This is a genomic window from Pelomonas sp. Root1444 (assembly GCF_001426885.1).
Lineage (GTDB): Bacteria > Pseudomonadota > Gammaproteobacteria > Burkholderiales > Burkholderiaceae_C > Pelomonas.
This window is the reverse complement of the sequence record NZ_LMFP01000008.1, coordinates 14,220-28,535: the sequence shown is the minus strand read 5'-3', so window position 1 is coordinate 28,535 and position 14,316 is coordinate 14,220. Positions and strand designations below refer to the sequence as shown.

Sequence of the window (14,316 nt, the reverse complement as noted above, 5' to 3'; positions counted from 1 at the left end):
CATCCGGTCAGAAGCGGTAGTCGGCGGTCAGCACGTAGGCGCGGCCCAGCACGTCGGCCACGCTGGTCAGGTAGCCGCGGTAGGCGTTGTGGTTGGTCAGCGGCGGCTGGTCGTTGAGCAGGTTGCTCACGCCCAGCGACAGCTTGAGGTTCTTGAAGCCCGAATAGCGCACCAGCAGGTTGAACTGCTCGTAGGGGCTCACGTCGCGCGGGCCGCTGGTGCCGGCGCCGGTGACGGCCGGCAGGTTCTGGTCGTAGAGCTTGCTCTGGTAGCGCTGCGACAGCTGCACCAGCCATTCACGCCCCTCCCAGGCGATCGAGGCCGTGTGGCGCCAGCGGTTGTTGAGGCCGCGCGTGGCGTTGGACAGCCCGGCGTTGGGGTTGACCGGCACGACATCGTTGAAGAAGCCCAGCGCCGACACCCAGTCCCCGTTGTTGACGCCCTCCGAGCGTGCGTCCCAGCGTGTCAGGTAGGCGATGTCGACGCCCGCGGTGACGCGGCCCCAGTCCTGGCGAGGCGAGCTGTACTTCAGGCTGCCATCCAGGCCCGCGCCGCGCATGGAGCCGACGTTGGAGGGCGTGTTGACGACCGCATCCTTGAAGCCGTTGGCGCTGGTGACGCCCAGCGTGCCGTCGGGGTTGCGCAGGAACAGGCCCGGATAGACCGACGGGTTGGCCAGGATGTAGTCGATGGCGCGGTTGCCGATGACGCTGTCGATCTGCGTGCGCCAGTAGTCCAGCGTCATCGTCAGGTCCTTCACCGGCTCGAAGGCGACGCCGAAGGTCAGGCTGCGCGAGGTCTCGGGCTTGACGCCGGCGTTGTTGGGCACCTTGGTGATCTGCGTGTACCCGGTCAGGCTGCAGACCTGCTCCGGCGCGTAACCTGGCTTGGGCGTGGCGACGCCGTTGACGGTCGGGCACAGCAGCGGGTCGTTGAACACCGCCATGGCGGTGCGCTCGGTTTCCTTGGTGTAGATCTCGGGCAGGCTGGGTGCGCGGTAGCCGGTGTTGGCGGAGGCGCGCAGCACAAGGTTGGAGACCGGTGTCCAGCGCGCGCTGAGCTTGGGGTTGACCGTGGTCTCGCCCAGGTCGCCGTACTTGTCGCCGCGCACCGAGGCGTTCAGCGTCAGGTCGCTGCGGATGGGCACGTCCAGCTCGGCGAACAGGGAGGTGATGTCGCGGCTGATGCGGGTGCTGGTGGCGGACGTGGCGCCGCTGGCGAGGTTGTCGCCGCCCAGCAGGTCGATCTGGCCGTTCAACGCCGGGGACACGTCGTTGCTGGCCAGGCCGACGGCCTTCCAGGCGTCGCGGCGCAATTCGGCGCCGAGCGCCAGCATCATGCTGCCGCCCGGCAGCTTCATCAGGCTGCGCGAGAAGGTCGCGTCGATGCTGGTGTTCTCCGCCTTGTGCAGGCGCAGCGTCTGGCCCGTCATCGACGCCTTGCCCAGCAGGGCCAGGCCGTCGGCGTCCTGCAGGCCGAAGGGGTTGAGCTTGGGGTCGAGGAAGAGCGTGCGAGAGGTCGTGCCCTGCACGCTCGCGATGCCGCTGACGCGCAGCCAGCCATCGCCTGCCTGCGTCTCGCGCTGCGAGCGGCCATGGTTGACGGCGGCGCGGTAGTCCCAGGCGCCGATCGTGCCCTCGCCGGTGAGCACGATGCGGTCGTTGGTGTGCACGTCGTTGCGGATGCGTGCACCGGCGTCGGCGACCGACCAGAGCACGTCGATGGGCCGGCCGGCCAGGTTGAGGCCCGGCACCGCCGGCACCTTGCCGTTGCCGGGGTAGTAGGGATGGGTGCTGGCCAGGCGCACCGTCGGCGCGGCGGGGTTGTTGTACTGGTCGACCTCGTACTGGCTGTGGTTGAACTCGACCGTGAGCTGGTGGTCACCCGGCAGTTGCAGCTTGCCCTGGGTGAAGAAGTTGAAGATGTCGTTGCGGTTGTTGAAGGCCGTGTACTGGGTGTTGGCGTCCAGGAAGCAGGTCTGGCGGCCGCCCGAGGTGCTGGGCACCGAGTAGGGCGGCAGGCAGCCGCCGGCGTACATCGGGTTGTAGCGGACGGTGCGCAGCGCGGCGGTCGGGTGGGTCGGGTCGGTGAAGTTGCCGGGCGTGGCGTTGGCCCCCAGGCCGGGGGCCGTGCTGATGCCCAGCTGCGTCAGCGCCGAGCCGTCGGTCAGCTCGGGGCGGGCCGAGCGCGGCAGCACGTCGCGGTGCTGTTTGTCGAGCGCGGCATAGACGTTCCAGCCGTCCGTGGCCAGGTCGCCGATGCCGCCGATCAGGCCCAGCGCCCGGCTGGCGCCGCCGCCGGAGCGCTCCGGCCGGACCGTCTCGAGCTTGATGCCCACGCCCTTGTAGCTGCCCAGCGTGTAGAAGGCCTGCACGCCGCCCATGGCGTCGGAGCCATAGCTGGAGGAGGCGCCGTCGCGCAGGATGTCCACATAGCTCATGGCCATGCGCGGGATCACGTTGACGCTGACGTACTGGTTGGTCAGCGGCTCCTTGGCCAGGCGGCGGCCGTTCAGCAGCGTCAGCGTGCGCATGGGGCCGAAGCCGCGCAGGCTGGTCATGGGGCCGGCCGTACCGGCATAGCTGCCCAGCGAGCTCGCCTGCGGCAGCTCCAGCATCATGTCCTTGAGCTCGGTGTTCAGCCGCTGGTCGAGCTCGACCGCCTTCATGGACGAGACCGGCAGCGCGCTCTCGTCCTTGACCGAGCGCCGGATGATGGACCCGGTGATCTCGACGCGCTCGACGACCTGGGTCTGCGCGGTCTGCGCCTGGGCCAGCGGCGCGGTTGCGATCAGGCTGCCCAAGGCCAGTGCGATGGCGGTGGGGCGGGATGTGAGGTGGCGCACGTCTTGTCTCCGGTGGGCTGTAGGTATGGGGTCGGCCGCGCGCTCGGCGCGGCGCTCAACGGCTGGCGTTCTTCATGCGTTCGCGGCTGTTGTTCAGGTGGATGAACATGGCCGCGCGCGCCGCTGCGGCATCGCCGCGTCGGATGGCCTCGAGCACCGCGTGGTGCTCGCGAGAGGTGATGTCCTTGCCCGGGCGGAGCTCGGGCGACGGCTCGCCGAAGCGCGCCACCTTCGGCGGGCGCCCGCGGCGGGGCGTGGCGGCCGCCGCCAGATGGCGCGGGATGGTGGCGCTGCTCAGCGAATGCAGCACATGGGCGAAGTACTCGTTACCCGTGGCCTGGGCCAGCAGCTCGTGGAAGCGGAAGTCGGCCTCGGCCGTGGCCTCGCCGGTGCTGCGCTGGATGTCGAAGTCCTTCAGCGCCCGCTCCATCGCGGCGAGCTGTTCGGGCGTGCGCCGCTGCGCCGCCAGCGCGGCCGCCTCGGGCTCCAGGCTCAGGCGCAGCTCCAGCATGGCGAGCTTCTGCTGCATCTTCAGCTCGGCGGCCGCCACCGGTTGCAGCAGCGGGTTCTCGACCTTGGGCGCCAGCACGAAGCTGCCCACCCCCTGCTGGGTTCGCAGCCGGCCGCCGGCCTGCAGGCGCGACATGGCCTCCCGCACGACGCTGCGGCTCACGCCGAACTCCTGCATCAGCGCAGGCTCCGTGGGCATCTTCTCGTTGGGCTTGAGCACGCCGCTGGCGATGCGCTCGGAGAGCGCGTCGACGATGCGCTGGGACAAGCTGGTGGAGCGGCTGGCGGGTTGGGCGGAAGTGGTCACGGCAGTTCGTTGGAGTTCGCCTAGTTGTCTGACGACTGACTTCAGTATATGAGCCGAAAAATCATGCGAATCATCGGAAACCCTGAACTAAGGCGAATTTCCCCAATGTGCATTGGCATCCGTGCCGAGCAACCCTACACTGCAAGTCATCAGACGACTGACGTTGATAATCAAATGATCAAGATAGAAAGCATCCGCGCCGTCGAGTTCACCCACCCGACGCGCCGCTCGGTGGACGCGGCCGGCCACTCCCACCCGGGCCCGCTGAGCCAGGCCAGGCTGGCGCTGCTGAGCATCCGCAGCACCGACGGTGTCGAAGGCCACTGCTTCGCCCCGCCGCAGGTCGTGCGGCCGCATGTGCTGGACCAGTTCGTGCGCCGCGTGCTGGTGGGCGGCGACGCGCTGCAGCGCGAGAAGCTCTGGTGCGAGCTGGAGCACTGGCAGCGCGGCAGCGCCGGCCAGCTGACCGACCGCGCGCTGGGCGCGGTGGACAGCGCGCTGTTCGACCTGATCGGCCGCACGCTGGGTGTGCCGGTCCACCAGTTGCTCGGCGGCTACCGCGACAAGGTGCCGGCTTACGGCAGCACCATGTGCGGCGACGAGCTGGCCGGTGGCTTGTCCACGCCCGAGGAGTACGCCGCCTTTGCGCTGCGGCTGGTGGAGCGTGGCTACAAAGCCATCAAGCTGCACACCTGGATGCCGCCGGTGTCCTTCGCGCCCAACCCCGGCATGGACATCAAGGCTTGCACCGCTGTGCGCGAGGCCGTGGGCCCGGACATCGAGCTCATGCTCGACGGCTATCACGAGTACAGCCGCACCGACGCGCTGCGCATTGGCCGCGCGCTGGAGGAGCTGGGGTTCGCCTGGTTCGAGGAAATGATGAACGAGCAGAGCACGGCGTCCTACGCCTGGCTGGCGGGCCAGCTGGATGTGCCTCTGCTGGGCCCGGAGAGCCTGTCGGGCAAGCACTACGCGCGCGCCGACTGGGTCAAGGCCGGCGCCAGCGACATCCTGCGCGCCGGCGTCACCGGCTGCGGCGGCATCGGCCCGACGATGAAGGTCGCCCACCTGGCCGAGTCCTTCGGCATGAACTGCGAGGTGCACGGCAACGGCGCGCCCAACCTCGCCGTCTGTGGTGCGATCCGCAACTGCCGCTGGTACGAGCGCGGGCTGCTGCACCCGTTCCTGGACTACGACGAGGTGCCGGCCTATCTGAACGCCATCGTCGACCCGATGGACGCCGACGGCTTCGTCGCGCTGCCCAAGGGCCCGGGCCTCGGCGAGGACATCAACTTCGACTACATCGCCCGCCACACCGTCGCCACCTATTGAGCGCGCCGCCATGTTCCTGGCATCCCAGCGGCCCCTGCGCCGCCGCCCTCTGCTCGCGCTGCCCGCGCTGCTCGCCGCCGGCTGGGGCACCGCGCACGCCGGCTCGCCCGACGACCAGCTGCTGATCGGCATGAGCATGAACAACCTGCTCTCGCTCGACCCGGCGGCCGCCACGGGCCTGGATGCGGCCACCGTCGCCTGCAATCTGTATGACAGCCTGCTCGAAGTGGAGGCCGCCGATGCGACGCGGCTGCGCCCCAGCCTCGCGCAATCGTGGAGCGTCGGCGAAGGCGGCCGGCGCATCACGCTGAACTTGCGCGCCGACGTGCGCTTCGCCAGCGGCAGGCCGCTGACGGCGGCGCATGCGGCCTGGTCGCTGCACCGGGTGCTGAAGCTCAACCTCGCACTGGCCTCGGTCTGGAAGAGCTACGGCTTCACCGCCGCCAATGCGGCCACCCACATCCGCGCCGAGGATGCCCAGACGCTGGTGCTGGACCTGCCCCAACCCACCGACCCGACGCTGGTGCTGATGACGCTGGCCACCTCGATGAGCGGCTATGTGATCGACCGCGAGGCCGTGCTGGCCCACGAGCAGCGCGGCGACCTCGGCAACGCCTGGCTGACCACGCACGCCGCCGGCTCCGGCGCCTTCGAGCTGGAGGAATGGCGGCCCAAGGAGCTGCTGACGATGCGCCGCGCGGCCCACCACTGGCAGCCGGCCGCCAAGCTGCGCCGCGTCGTGTTCCGCCACATGACCGAGTCGCAGACGCTGCGGCTGATGCTGATGCGCGGCGACCTGGACGTGGCCGGCGGCATGTCGGCGCCCGACGTGCGCGCGCTGGCGAAGCGGCCCGACCTCGTCGTCGAGGAAGTGCGCCGTGCCACGATGTATTACGTGGCCGTCAACGCCCGCCATCCGCGCTATGCCGACGAGCGCGTGCGCCGCGCGGTGCTGCGTCATCTGATCGATTTCCAGGGCGTCGCCAGCGGCGTGCTGCCCTTCTACGGCGAGCTGCAGATGCGGCCCGTGCCGCCCGGCCTGCCCGCTTCGCTGCCGCAGCCCGATTACCGCTTCGACCCTGCAGCCGCGCGCAAGCTGCTTGCCGAGGCGGGCCTGCCCGAAGGGTTCGACACGACCATCCGCGTCGTCGCCGAGGCGCCCTTCACCGGCATCGCCACCAGCCTGCAGGCCACACTGGCGCAGGGCGGCATCCGCGCCAGCATCCTGCCGGGCACTGGCAACCAGGTGTACGGCTCGATGCGCGAGCGCAGCTTCGAGATCGTCGTGGGCCGCGGCGGCGGCGGCGCCGAGGCGCATCCGCACTCCAGCCTGCGCGCACTGGTCTACAACCCCGACAACCGCGACAGCGCGCGCCTGAGCAATTTCCAGGGCTGGCGCACCGGCTATGCGGACGCCGCGCTGAACGGCCTCATCGAGCGCGCACTGCTGACGCCCGACGCCGCCGCACAGGCCGACCTCTATCGCCAGGCGCAGCAGCGCTTCGACGCCCAGGTCGGCGCCATCCAGCCCATCGCGCAGATGCTCGACACGCAGGTGCTGCGGCGCGCGGTCCGCGGCTACCACGGCCACCCGAGCGGCGCGACGCGGCTGCGCGAGGTCTGCAAGGAAGGCCGCCGCTCATGAGCGTGAAATGGATTCGCGGCGGTTCGAGCGCCGGCCTGGCCTTGCTGGGCCTGCTGCTGCTGACCTTCATGATCGGCCGCGTGATGCCGCTGGACCCGGTGCTGGCCATCGTCGGCCCCGACGCGGACCGCGCGACCTACGAGCAGGTCTACAGGCAGCTCGGCCTGGACCGGCCGCTGTGGGTGCAGTTCGGCCGTTATCTCGGCGACCTGGTGCAGGGCGACCTGGGCCGCGCGCTACTGACTGGCCGCCCCGTCACCGAAGACCTCGCACGCGTGCTGCCCGCCACCATCGAGCTGGCCACGCTGGCCATCCTGCTCGGCGCGCTGCTGGGCGTGCCGCTGGGCGTCTGGGCCGCCAGCCACCACAAGCGCTGGCCGGATCACATCGCCCGCGTCGTGGGCCTGGCAGGTCATTCCACGCCGGTGTTCTGGTTCGGCATGATGGGTCTGCTGGTGTTCTACGCCTGGCTGGGCTGGGCCGGCGGCATCGGCCGCATCGGCCTGGGCTTCGAGGGCGCGGTGCCGCGCCTCACCGGCCTGATGCTGGTCGACACGCTGCTGGCGGGCGACACCGCGGCTTTGCAGAGCGCGCTGCGCCACCTGCTGCTGCCGGCCTGCGTGCTGGGGCTGCACTCGATGGCGTATCTGAGCCGCATGACGCGCAGCTTCATGCTGGCGCAGCTGAACCAGGAATACATCACCACCGCGCGCGTCAAGGGCCTGAGCCGCCGCCAGGTGGTGTGGGGCCATGCCTTCCTGAACATCCGCGTGCAGCTGCTGACCATCCTCGCGCTGGCCTACGGCGGCCTGCTGGAAGGCGCCGTGCTGGTGGAGACGGTGTTCGGCTGGCCCGGCTTCGGCAGCTACCTGACCGGCAGCCTGCTGCTGGGCGACATGAACGCGGTGATGGGCTCGGTGCTGGTCATCGGCCTGCTCTTCGTCGCGCTCAACCTGACTGCCGACACGCTCTACCGCGTCTTCGACCCGAGGGCCCGCTCATGACCACTTCCGCCCTCCCCGCGCCGGCTGGCCCCTGGCAGGCCTGGCGCGTGGAAGCCGCCGCCACCGCGCGCAAGCTCCTCGGCAACCCGCTCACGGCGATCGGCGTGGCCGTCATCGCGCTGCTGGTGCTGGTGGCCTTGTTCGCGCCGTGGATCGCCACGCACGACCCACTGCGCCAGCAGCTGGACGCCGCCCTGCTGCCGCCGGGCGCCGCGCACTGGTTCGGCACCGACGAGTTCGGCCGCGACGTCTTCAGCCGACTCGTGCACGGCACGCGCATCACGCTGTTCATCGTCACGCTGGTGACGGTCGTCGTCGGCCCGCTGGGCATGGCCATCGGCGTGGTGTCGGGCTACTTCGGCGGCCGCGTCGACGTGCTGTGCATGCGCGTGGCCGACGTGTTCCTGTCCTTCCCCAGCCTGGTGCTGGCGCTGGCCTTCGTTGCGGCTTTGGGCCCGGGGCTGGACCACGCGGTGCTGGCCATCGCGCTGACCGCCTGGCCGGCCATCGCGCGCCTGGCTCGCGCCGAAGCCATGACGTTGCGCCATGCCGACTTCATCGTCGCGGCCCAGCTGCAGGGCGCCTCGCACCTGCGCGTGCTGTGGCGCCACCTCACACCACTGTGCCTGCCTTCAGTGCTGGTGCGGCTGACGATGAACATGGCCTCGGTCGTGCTGACGGCGGCCGGCCTGGGCTTCCTCGGCCTGGGCGCGCAGCCGCCGCTGCCGGAGTGGGGCTCGATGATCTCCGAAGGCCGCCGCTACATGCTGGACAGCTGGTGGACCGTGGCCGCCCCGGGTGCGGCCATCCTGGCCGTCAGCATGGCCTTCAACCTGCTCGGCGACGGCCTCAACGACGCGCTCGACCCGCGCCAAAGTTCATGACGACTGCCGCCCCCCTGCTCCAGGTCCAGGGCCTGCAAGTGGCCTACGGCACGCCCGCAGCGCCCGTGCCGGTGGTGCGCGGCGTGTCCTTCACGCTCGGCCGCGAGAAGCTGGCCGTCGTCGGCGAATCCGGCTCGGGCAAGACGACCGTCGGCCGCGCGCTGCTGAAGCTGCTGCCACAGCAGGCCCGCATCAGCGCCGAGCGGCTGCAGTTCGACGGCATCGACCTGCTGCGGGCCGGCGAGCGCGACATGCAAGCCCTGCGCGGCCGGCGGCTGTCGATGATCATGCAGGACCCGAAATACTCGCTGAACCCGGTCATGAGCATCGGTCGCCAGATCGGCGAGGCGGTGCAGCGCGACGGCAAGGTGCAGCGCGCGGAGTGCGATGAGCGCGTCGAAGCCCTGCTGGCGCGCGTGCGCATCCGCGAGCCCAAGCGAGTGGCCGCGCAGTACCCGCACGAGGTGTCGGGCGGCATGGGCCAGCGCGTGATGATCGCGATGATGCTGGCGCAGCGCCCGCAACTGCTGATCGCCGACGAACCGACCTCGGCGCTGGACGTCTCGGTGCGCCAGGAGGTGCTCGGCCTGCTGGACGAACTGGTGGCCGAGCAGGGCCTGGCCCTGCTCTTCATCAGCCATGACCTGAACCTGGTGAAGCATTTCTGCGACCGCGTGCTGGTCATGTACGCCGGGCGCATCGTCGAGACGCTGGCCGCTGCCGACCTGCCGCAGGCCAGCCACCCCTACACGCGGGGCCTGATGGCGTCGCTGCCCAGCCTGCGCCACCCCCGCGCCGTGCTGCCGGTACTGCAGCGCGACGCCGCGTGGAGCGCCGCATGACCGCGCCGATGCTGTCCGTGCGCGACCTGCGCCTGGCCTTCGGTGAGGGCGGCGAGGCGCGCACCGTGCTGCATGGCGTGAGCTTCGACGTGGCGCCGGGGCAGGCCTTCGGCCTGGTCGGCGAGTCCGGCTCGGGCAAGACCACCGTGCTGCGCTGCCTGGCCGGGCAGTACCACCACTGGCAGGGCGACGTCGCCATCGATGGCGAGGCCTATCGCGGCGAACGCAGCCGGGCGCATGCACGGCGCGCGCAGATGGTGTTCCAGGACCCGTACGGCTCCCTGCACCCACGCCACACCGTGCGCACGACGCTGGCCGAGCCGCTGCGCGTGCACGGGCTGGACCGCATCGACGAGCGCATCGACGAGGCGTTGCAGCAGGTCGGCCTGCCGCCGCACTTCCGCTTCCGCTACCCGCACCAGATCTCGGGCGGCCAGCGCCAGCGCGTGGCCATCGCCCGCGCCCTCATCCTGCGGCCACCGCTGCTGCTGCTGGACGAGCCGACGTCGGCGCTGGACGTGTCGGTGCAGGCCGAGGTGCTGAACCTGCTGGCCGACCTGCGCGGGCGGCACGGCCTGACCTACCTGCTCGTCAGCCACGACCTGGGCGTGGTGGCCCATCTGTGCGAGCGGCTGGCCGTCATGCAGCAGGGGCGCATCGTGGAGACGCTGCAACGCGACGCGCTCATCGCCGGCGAGGTGCAGCACGCCTACACGCGGTCCCTCGTGCGGGCCGCCGAGGGCTGAGGCCGCCCGGCGCTCCCGCGCTGCATGCGATTCAGGGCGCCGCGGCGGGCACCACCGCCGTGACCTCGATCTCCACCTTGGCCCGGTCCTCCATCAGCGCCGCCACCTGCACGGCGCTCATCGCGATGCCGTAGTCGCGGCCCAGCACCTCGCGGTAGGCCTGGCCCACCTCGCGGCCGCGGGCGATGTATTCGCGCTTGTCGATGAGGTACCAGGTCATGCGCACGATGTGCTCGGGCTGGGCCTGCGCCTCGGTCAGCACGGCGCGGATGTTGAGCAGCGTCTGGCGCACCTGGGCGATGAAGTCGTCGCTGTCGAACTCGCAGCGCTCGTTCCAGCCGATCTGGCCGGCGACGAACACCTGGCGGCCGCTGGCCGCGACGCCGTTGGCATAGCCGCGCGGCTGGGTCCAGCCGGCAGGCTGCAGGATTTGCTTGATCATGGGGTTGTCTCCTGTTGTGCGGCGAGCGAGCGCTGCAGCGCGGCACGCAGGTCGTCGGGAAAGGCCTGCGGCCTGTGCGTGGCCAGCGAAGTGCAGACCAGCACCTGCGTGAACTCGACGCGCATGCCGTCACCACCGTCGAACGTGACGCGCAGCGTCATCGAGCCCCCACCCAGGCGCTCGATGCGGATGCGCTGCACGAGCCGGTCGCCGTGGCGGCTGACGCGCAGGAAGCGCGTGTCCAGCTGCGCCGTGGGCATGCCGACCTGGCGTTGGCCGATCAGCACGTCGAACGGCAGGCCGAGGTCGTGCGCGAACCAGTCCTCGATCAGCTCGTTGAGCATCTCGAAATAGCGCGGGTAGTAGGCGATGCCGGCCGGATCGCAATGGCCGAAGCGCACGAGCTGTTCACGCTGGTAGGCGAAGCCGCTCATGGTCCAACCCCCAGATGCTTTTGCCACAGCGCCGGTTCGGCAGCCAACGCGGCCGACGGGCCGGCCCAGGCGACGCGGCCGCGCTCCACCAGCGTGTGGTGGTCGGCCAGGCGGATCAGCCGCTGCACGTACTTGTCGACGACGAGGATGGTCTGCCCCGCGCCGCGCAGCAGGTCCAGGCAGCGCCAGATCTCCTCGCGCACCAAGGGCGCCAGGCCTTCGGTCGCTTCGTCCAGCACCAGCAGCCGCGGGTTGGTGACGAGGGCGCGGCCGATGGCCAGCATCTGCTGCTCGCCGCCCGACAGCTGCTGGCCCGAATGGCCGGCGCGCTCGGCCAGGCGCGGGAACAGCTCGAACACGCGCGCCGTCGTCCAGGGCTCGCGCGCGCCGCTGCGGTTGGCGGCGAAGGCGTCGAGGTGCTCGCGCACGCTCAGGTTGGGGAACACCTGCCGCCCCTCCGGCACCAGCGCCAGGCCCAGCCGCGCGATGCGGTCGGCCGGCCAGCCGGTGATGTCCTGGCCCGCGAAGCGGATGCGCCCGCCCGTGGGCTGGAGCCAGCCGCACAGGCAGCGCAGCAGCGTGCTCTTGCCCATGCCGTTGCGGCCCAGCAGCGTGGCGACCTCGCCGGGGCGCATGGTCAGCTGCATGCCGAACAGCACCTGGCTGGCACCATAGCCGGCTTGCAGCTCGTCGACCTCCAGCAGCGCGCTCACGACGCAGCCTCCAGCTCATCGCCCAGGTAGGCACGGCGCACCTCGGGGTGCTCGCGGATGGCCGCGGGCGAGCCGCTGGCGATGACCCGGCCGCCGACCAGCGTCGAGATGCGGTCGGCCAGGCGAAACACCGCGTCCATGTCGTGCTCGACGAGGAGCAGCGTCAGGCCTTGCGACTTGAGCGCCTGCAGCAGCGCCACCATGCGCGCGGACTCGTCCGGGCCCATGCCGGCCAGCGGCTCGTCCAGCAGCAGCAAGCGCGGCCGTGCGGCCAGGGCCAGGCCCACTTCGAGCTGGCGCTGCTCGCCATGCGCCAACTCACCGGCGATGCGGTCCGCCTGTGCGTGCAGGCCGACCCGCGCGAGCAAGGCGTTGGCCTCCGCTTGCGCCGCCGCATCGGTGCGTGCGCTGCGCCACCACGACGGCGCACCCTCGCGCCGCGCGAGCACCGCCAGCACGAGGTTGTCCCGCACGGTGCAGGGCTTGAACAGGCTGGTGATCTGGAAGCTGCGCACCAGGCCGGCCTGCACGCGGCGTGCCATGCCCTGGCGCGTGACGTCCTGGCCGTCGAAGACGATGGCGCCAGCGTCGGGCTGCAGCGCGCCGGAGATCTGGTGGATCAACGTCGTCTTGCCGGCGCCGTTCGGGCCGATCAGCGCATGCAGTTCGCCGGGCCGCACGTCGAAGCTGGCGCCATCGGTCGCGGCCAGCGCGCCGAAGCGCTTGACGAGCTGTTTGACCTCAAGCACGGCGCCACACTCCTGCGAGGCCACGGGGCGCGTACAGCACGACCAGCAGCAGCAACGCGCCCAGACCCAGCTGCCAGTGCAGCGTGACCCCCGACAACAGCTCTTCCAGCAGCAGCAGCGCCAGCGCGCCCAGCGGCCCGCCCCACAGCGCACCCGCGCCGCCGATGATGACCATCACCATCAGCTGGCCGGACTGCGACCAGTGCATCAGGTGCGGCGTGACAAGGCCGTTGAGATTCGCCAGCAGCGCGCCCGACAGGCCGGCCAGTGCGCCCGCCAGCACGAAGGCCTGCCAACGCACGGCGAACACGCGGCCACCGGCGGCGGCGACGCGCACCTCGTTCTCGCGCGCGCCCTGCAGCAGCCAGCCGAAGGGCGAGTTCACGAGCCGCTGCAGGCCCAGCATCACGGCGGCGAACAGCGCGAGCGCCACCCAGTAGAAGCTGGCGTCGTCTTTCAGGTCGAGGCCGAACCCGGGCACCGAGCGCTGCGCGAGCGGCAGGCCGTCGTCGCCGCCATAGGCCTTCAGCGACACGGCGAGGAAATAGAACATCTGCGCGAAGGCCAGCGTGATCATGATGAAGTACACGCCGCGCGTGCGCAGGCTGATGGCACCGATGACGGCCGCGGCCAGCGCGCTGACCGCCATGGCCGCGGGCCAGGCGATCCAGGCGGAGGTGATGCCAGCGTCCATCAGCACGCCGACCGTGTAGGCGCCCAGGCCGATGTAGGCCGCATGCCCGAAGCTCACGAGGCCGCCGAAGCCGAGGATGAGGTTGAGGCTGGACGCGGCGATGGCGAAGACGAGGATGCGCGTCGCGACCACCGTGTAGAACTCCAGGCCCGCGGCCTGCAGCAGCGGCGGCAGCGCGGCGAGCGCGGCCAGCAGCGCCCAGGTCCAGCGCCCGAGGCCGCGGTGGTGGAGGGCGCGTGTGTCAGCCATGCGCAGGGAAGAGGCCGCGCGGCTTCCAGAACAGGATGGCGGCCATCAGCACGTAGATGAGGATGGAGGCGAGCGCCGGGCCGAGGTTGGACGCGACGTCGGGCGAGGCGAGCTGGCGCAGCGCGGCGGGCAGCAGCGTGCGGCTGGCGGTGTCCACGACGCCGACCAGCAGCGAGCCGACCAGCGCGCCGCGCACGGAGCCGATGCCGCCGACGACGATGACGACGAAGGCGAGGATGAGGATGCTTTCGCCCATGCCCACCTGCACCGCGAGCAGCGGCCCGAGCAGCGCGCCGGCCAGCGCGCACAGCGCCGCGCCGAAGCCGAACACGGCGGTGAACAGCGCACGGATGTTGACGCCCATGGCCGTGGCCATCGGGCGGTTGGACGCGCCGGCGCGCACCCACGCGCCGTAGCGGGTGCGCGTGACCAGCACCCACAGCAGCAGCGCGACGGCCAGGCCCACGCCGATGATGAGCAGGCGGTAGGCGGGGTAGTGCAGGCCGGGCAGCAGCTCGACGGGGCCGGACAGCGCGGCGGGTGTGTTGAGCATCAGCGGCTGGTCGCCCCAGAGGATGCGCACGCCTTCGTTGAGCATCAGGATGAGGGCGAAGGTGGCGAGAACCTGGCTGAGGTGGTCTCGGGCGTAGAGGCGGCGCAGCAGCGTGACTTCGAGGGCCATGCCGAGGACGGCGGTGCCCACGAGTGCTGCGAGGACGGCAAGCAGGAAGGACCCGGTGGCTGCAGCGACGGCGGCGGCGAGGTAGGCGCCAACCATGTAGAGCGAGCCATGGGCCAGGTTGATCATGTCCATGATGCCGAACACGAGGGTGAGGCCGGCGGCGAGCAGGAAGAGCATCAGGCCGAATTGGAGGCCGTTGAGGGCTTGTTCGGTGAGGAGGATCCAGTCCATGGTCAGT

General features: G+C 70.9%; 14 protein-coding genes. 6 read left to right on the top strand and 8 right to left on the bottom strand.

All coding sequences use genetic code 11. The features are described from left to right. Nucleotides 1–7: 7 nt before the first annotated feature. Entirely contained in the window at nt 8–2,845 is a 2,838-nt protein-coding gene (locus tag ASD35_RS09915; RefSeq protein ID WP_157275479.1) for a TonB-dependent receptor domain-containing protein, read from the bottom strand. A gap of 55 nt (nt 2,846–2,900) precedes the next feature. After that, nucleotides 2,901–3,662, bottom strand: a complete 762-nt coding sequence (locus ASD35_RS09910; RefSeq protein ID WP_235538304.1) for a FadR/GntR family transcriptional regulator — start codon at nt 3,660–3,662, stop codon at nt 2,901–2,903. Nucleotides 3,663–3,836: 174 nt separating this feature from the next. Between ASD35_RS09910 and ASD35_RS09905 the strand changes: the two genes are divergently transcribed. Genes ASD35_RS09905 through ASD35_RS09880 form a run of 6 tightly spaced genes read left to right on the top strand, consistent with a single transcriptional unit; the run spans nt 3,837 to nt 10,115 of the window. Next, entirely contained in the window at nt 3,837–4,994 is a 1,158-nt protein-coding gene (locus ASD35_RS09905) for a mandelate racemase family protein (RefSeq protein WP_235538303.1), read from the top strand. Nucleotides 4,995–5,004: 10 nt separating this feature from the next. Then, nucleotides 5,005–6,639 carry an ABC transporter substrate-binding protein gene (locus ASD35_RS09900; RefSeq protein ID WP_056874772.1) on the top strand — a complete coding sequence of 545 codons (1,635 nt, stop codon included), beginning with the start codon at nt 5,005–5,007 and terminating at the stop codon, nt 6,637–6,639. Then, a complete protein-coding gene (locus ASD35_RS09895) occupies nt 6,636–7,643 on the top strand; it encodes an ABC transporter permease (RefSeq protein ID WP_056874771.1) in 1,008 nt (335 codons plus the stop codon). The genes ASD35_RS09900 and ASD35_RS09895 overlap by 4 nt, the downstream gene beginning before the upstream one ends. Next, entirely contained in the window at nt 7,640–8,527 is an 888-nt protein-coding gene (locus tag ASD35_RS09890) for an ABC transporter permease (RefSeq protein WP_056874770.1), read from the top strand. The genes ASD35_RS09895 and ASD35_RS09890 overlap by 4 nt, the downstream gene beginning before the upstream one ends. After that, nucleotides 8,524–9,369: an ABC transporter ATP-binding protein gene (locus ASD35_RS09885; RefSeq protein ID WP_056874769.1), complete on the top strand. Its 846-nt coding sequence runs from the start codon at nt 8,524–8,526 to the stop codon at nt 9,367–9,369. The genes ASD35_RS09890 and ASD35_RS09885 overlap by 4 nt, the downstream gene beginning before the upstream one ends. Then, complete coding sequence (locus tag ASD35_RS09880) at nt 9,366–10,115, top strand: ABC transporter ATP-binding protein (RefSeq protein ID WP_235538302.1); 750 nt, start codon at nt 9,366–9,368, stop codon at nt 10,113–10,115. Before ASD35_RS09885 ends, ASD35_RS09880 begins: the two co-directional genes overlap by 4 nt. A 31-nt stretch (nt 10,116–10,146) precedes the next feature. Here the strand turns inward: ASD35_RS09880 and ASD35_RS09875 are convergent, their stop codons facing one another. The 6 genes from ASD35_RS09875 to ASD35_RS09850 are packed head-to-tail and all read right to left on the bottom strand — an operon-like array spanning nt 10,147 to nt 14,309. Next, nucleotides 10,147–10,554, bottom strand: coding sequence for a RidA family protein (locus ASD35_RS09875; protein ID WP_056874974.1), 408 nt, complete (start codon nt 10,552–10,554; stop codon nt 10,147–10,149). Beyond that, nucleotides 10,554–10,991, bottom strand: coding sequence for a thioesterase family protein (locus tag ASD35_RS09870; RefSeq protein WP_056874768.1), 438 nt, complete (start codon nt 10,989–10,991; stop codon nt 10,554–10,556). The genes ASD35_RS09875 and ASD35_RS09870 overlap by 1 nt, the downstream gene beginning before the upstream one ends. Further along, a complete protein-coding gene (locus ASD35_RS09865; RefSeq protein ID WP_056874973.1) occupies nt 10,988–11,695 on the bottom strand; it encodes an ABC transporter ATP-binding protein in 708 nt (235 codons plus the stop codon). The genes ASD35_RS09870 and ASD35_RS09865 overlap by 4 nt, the downstream gene beginning before the upstream one ends. Nucleotides 11,696–11,700: 5 nt before the next feature. Beyond that, on the bottom strand, nt 11,701–12,453 hold the full coding sequence (locus ASD35_RS09860; protein ID WP_056874972.1) for an ABC transporter ATP-binding protein: 753 nt from the start codon (nt 12,451–12,453) through the stop codon (nt 11,701–11,703). Next, entirely contained in the window at nt 12,446–13,396 is a 951-nt protein-coding gene (locus ASD35_RS09855; RefSeq protein WP_056874767.1) for a branched-chain amino acid ABC transporter permease, read from the bottom strand. Before ASD35_RS09855 ends, ASD35_RS09860 begins: the two co-directional genes overlap by 8 nt. Further along, the gene (locus ASD35_RS09850; RefSeq protein ID WP_056874766.1) at nt 13,389–14,309 is read right to left on the bottom strand and encodes a branched-chain amino acid ABC transporter permease; all 921 of its coding nucleotides are present in this window, start codon (nt 14,307–14,309) and stop codon (nt 13,389–13,391) included. Before ASD35_RS09850 ends, ASD35_RS09855 begins: the two co-directional genes overlap by 8 nt. Nucleotides 14,310–14,316: the final 7 nt, after the last annotated feature.

Coding starts and splice junctions, on each gene's coding strand:
- ASD35_RS09890 (WP_056874770.1), top strand. CDS start 7,640: ATGACCACTTCCGCCCTCCCCGCGCCGGCTGGCCCCTGGCAGGCCTGG.
- ASD35_RS09855 (WP_056874767.1), bottom strand. CDS start 13,396: ATGGCTGACACACGCGCCCTCCACCACCGCGGCCTCGGGCGCTGGACC.
- ASD35_RS09870 (WP_056874768.1), bottom strand. CDS start 10,991: ATGAGCGGCTTCGCCTACCAGCGTGAACAGCTCGTGCGCTTCGGCCAT.
- ASD35_RS09885 (WP_056874769.1), top strand. CDS start 8,524: ATGACGACTGCCGCCCCCCTGCTCCAGGTCCAGGGCCTGCAAGTGGCC.
- ASD35_RS09905 (WP_235538303.1), top strand. CDS start 3,837: ATGATCAAGATAGAAAGCATCCGCGCCGTCGAGTTCACCCACCCGACG.
- ASD35_RS09880 (WP_235538302.1), top strand. CDS start 9,366: ATGACCGCGCCGATGCTGTCCGTGCGCGACCTGCGCCTGGCCTTCGGT.
- ASD35_RS09850 (WP_056874766.1), bottom strand. CDS start 14,309: ATGGACTGGATCCTCCTCACCGAACAAGCCCTCAACGGCCTCCAATTC.
- ASD35_RS09895 (WP_056874771.1), top strand. CDS start 6,636: ATGAGCGTGAAATGGATTCGCGGCGGTTCGAGCGCCGGCCTGGCCTTG.
- ASD35_RS09900 (WP_056874772.1), top strand. CDS start 5,005: ATGTTCCTGGCATCCCAGCGGCCCCTGCGCCGCCGCCCTCTGCTCGCG.